Origin of the sequence: Mycobacterium sp., from assembly GCF_032159765.1 — a bacterium.
GTDB lineage: Bacteria > Actinomycetota > Actinomycetes > Mycobacteriales > Mycobacteriaceae > Mycobacterium.
This window is the reverse complement of record NZ_JAVHWM010000245.1, coordinates 1-2694: the sequence shown is the minus strand read 5'-3', so window position 1 is coordinate 2694 and position 2694 is coordinate 1. Positions and strand designations below refer to the sequence as shown.

3 protein-coding genes and 1 pseudogene are annotated in these 2694 nt (G+C 64.0%); all 4 read left to right on the top strand.

Features of this window, described 5'->3' with window-relative positions; translation table 11 throughout:
• The coding region (locus QOH60_RS28780) for a hypothetical protein (RefSeq protein WP_526425301.1) at window positions 1-538 on the top strand (538 nt) is incomplete at its 5' end.
• Between the two features lie 4 nt (window positions 539-542).
• Entirely contained in the window at window positions 543-1451 is a 909-nt protein-coding gene (locus QOH60_RS28775; protein WP_526425300.1) for a carbohydrate ABC transporter permease, read from the top strand.
• Window positions 1451-2338, top strand: a complete 888-nt coding sequence (locus QOH60_RS28770; protein ID WP_526425299.1) for a carbohydrate ABC transporter permease — start codon at window positions 1451-1453, stop codon at window positions 2336-2338. Before QOH60_RS28775 ends, QOH60_RS28770 begins: the two co-directional genes overlap by 1 nt.
• Window positions 2335-2694: pseudogene (locus QOH60_RS28765) on the top strand (hypothetical protein); the annotation flags it as partial. The gene QOH60_RS28770 and the pseudogene QOH60_RS28765, both read left to right, overlap by 4 nt.

The following is a 2694-nucleotide window of genomic DNA, read 5'->3' as shown; positions in this document are numbered from 1 at the left end:
AGGTCTCGGGCCGGACTGGGCCCAGGTCGGCAAGAAGGTGCTGATGAACTTCGGCAACTCCAACCACATCATCGACGACGCCAAGATGTTCCCGCAGGACAGGTTCCGGTTGCGCTCAATGCCGATTCCGGCGGGAGTAGCCGAAGGGCACAAGTACCTGTACTTCCCGCGGATGGCCATCTACCAGCGCATCGACAAGGACAAGGTCGAGGCCGCGGGCAAGATGATCAACTACAACGCTAACAACGCCGAGATGCTCAAGACCGTCCACCTGACGATGGGAGCACCGACGAACCCCAAAGTCGCCGCGCAGGCGCTCACCTTCGCCAGCCAGGACGAGAAGGAGATGCTCGCCGTGGTCCAGAAGGAGCGGGCCGCGAAGCGCAACCCACGGTATGACGCGCCGGCCGGCTCGAGCACCTGGCGGACCGCGACCGCCCGCATCTGTGAGGAGATCGCGCTCGGCAAGACCACTGTGCCGGACGGTGCGAAGAAGCTGATCGACGAGATCGCGGCCGGCATCAAGCGGGCGCAGTGATCCGATGCTAGGGCACCGGCGGCGGCCCGCCTTCCACCTCGACCGACAGGGAAGGGCCGCCCACGTCTTCCTGATCCCGTGGCAACTGGGACTGGTGCTCGTCACCGCGGTGCCGTTGCTTGCCTCGCTGTACCTTGCGTTCACGAACTACGACATCCTCAACCCGCCGCAATTCACCGGGCTGGAGAACTTCCAGCGGATGCTGCACGACGACCAGTTCTGGGCGTCGGTGAAGGTGACACTCGTTTACGTGCTTATCTCGGTGCCAGTGCAACTGGGATTCGCGCTGCTGCTGGCGCTAATCCTGGATCGTGGGCTCAGCGGACTCGCCTTCTACCGCAGCGCCTTCTATCTCCCGTCGTTGCTCGGCACCAGCGTCGCCGTCGCGATCCTGTGGCGCGAGATCTTCGGCGACGACGGCCTGATCAACAAGGCCCTCGCGCTGGTCGGCATCCACGGTGAGAGTTGGCTGCAGAATCCGAACACGGCGCTGGCGACGCTGATCGTGCTGAACGTCTGGACCTTCGGATCGCCGATGGTCATCTTCCTGGCCGGCCTGCGGCAGATCCCGGAGGAGCTCTACGAGGCGGCCAAGGTCGACGGCGCGAACATGTGGCGGCAGTTCACCCACGTCACCGTGCCGCTGCTGACGCCGATCATCTTCTTCAACCTGATCCTGCAGACGATCGGCGCGTTCCAGACCTTCACCCAGGCGCACGTCATCAGTGGCGGCACCGGCGGCCCCGCGAACTCCACCTTGTTCTACACCCTGTACATCTACCAGCAAGGGTTCGTCAGCTTCGACATGGGCTATGCCTCCGCGCTGGCCTGGGTTCTGATGGCGGCGATCGCTGTGATCACCGCGATCCACTTCCTGCTGTCGAAGTACTGGGTCTTCTACGGAGACAGCTGATGACGACCGACACCGTGTCCCTCAACGCCGAGTTGACCCGCAGTCGGCCGCCGGTCCGGCAGCGGCGGATCCGGTCGGTGCTGAAGCACACCGGGCTGTGCCTCTTCGTCGCCGTGATGATCTACCCGTTGGTGTGGATGCTGGTCAGCGCGTTCAAGCCGGCCGACCAGATCCTGACCGAGCCGGGCATCATCCCGAAGGACCTCACCTTCGACAACTTCAAGGAAGGCTGGCATGCGCTGAACCGGCCGTTCTCCGCGTTCTTCCTGAACTCCCTGGTGGTGACGCTCGGCTCGATCGTCGGAAACCTGTTCTCCTGCTCGCTGGCGGCGTACGCGCTGGCCCGGTTGCAGTTCCGGATGCGCAAGGTGTACTTCGCGATCACGCTGGCCTCGGTGATGCTGCCGTTCCACGTGCTGGTGATCCCGCAGTACATCTTGTTCTCCCAGCTCGGGATGGTGAACACCTACTGGCCGCTGCTGATCCCGAAGTTCCTGGCCACCGACGCGTTCATCGTCTTCCTGATGGTCCAGTTCATCCGCACGTTGCCGCGCGAACTCGACCGGGCGGCCTGGATCGACGGGGCCGGACCGTTTCTGACCTTCTGGTACGTGATCCTGCCGCTGATGCGTCCGGCGCTGGTGACGACGACCATCTTCACCTTCATCTGGACCTGGAACGACTTCTTCGTCCCGCTGATCTATCTGACCAGAACGCAGGTGTTCACCGTGCCCGTCGCGCTCAACTCGATGGTCGACTCCGAGACGCAGAGCGGGGTGGGCATGCTCTTCGCCATGTCGCTGCTCTCGCTGGTGCCGATCCTGATCTTCTTCGCGATCGCGCAGAAGTACCTGATCCGCGGCATCGCGACCACGGGGCTGAAATGATCATCGTTGTTGTGGGCAATCATTCCGCGGAAGCCTTCCGGGCTGCCGCGCCCGCGGTCGACTTCCGTTTCGTGGCCGACTGGTCCGAGGCCGACGATGTCGTCGAGACAATGGTCGCCGTCGTCGGACGGGTGACACCACAGATCCTTGCCCGGGCCGGGCAGTTGCGTTGGGTGCACAGCCCGTCGGCCGGCGTCGATGCCGATCTGTCCGCGGAGATGCTCGCCGGCGATGTCGTCCTGACCTCGTCGGTCGGCAATGGCGCGATCCCGCTGGCCGAGCACTCGATGCTGCTGATGTTGATGCTCAACCGGGACGTGCCCCGCTGGCTGCGCGCGCAAGCCGAGCATCACTGG

What these genes read in the sequence shown, in the direction of transcription:
- QOH60_RS28775 (WP_526425300.1), top strand. Translation starts at nt 543, where the DNA reads ATGCTAGGGCACCGGCGGCGGCCCGCCTTCCACCTCGACCGACAGGGA.
- QOH60_RS28770 (WP_526425299.1), top strand. Translation starts at nt 1,451, where the DNA reads ATGACGACCGACACCGTGTCCCTCAACGCCGAGTTGACCCGCAGTCGG.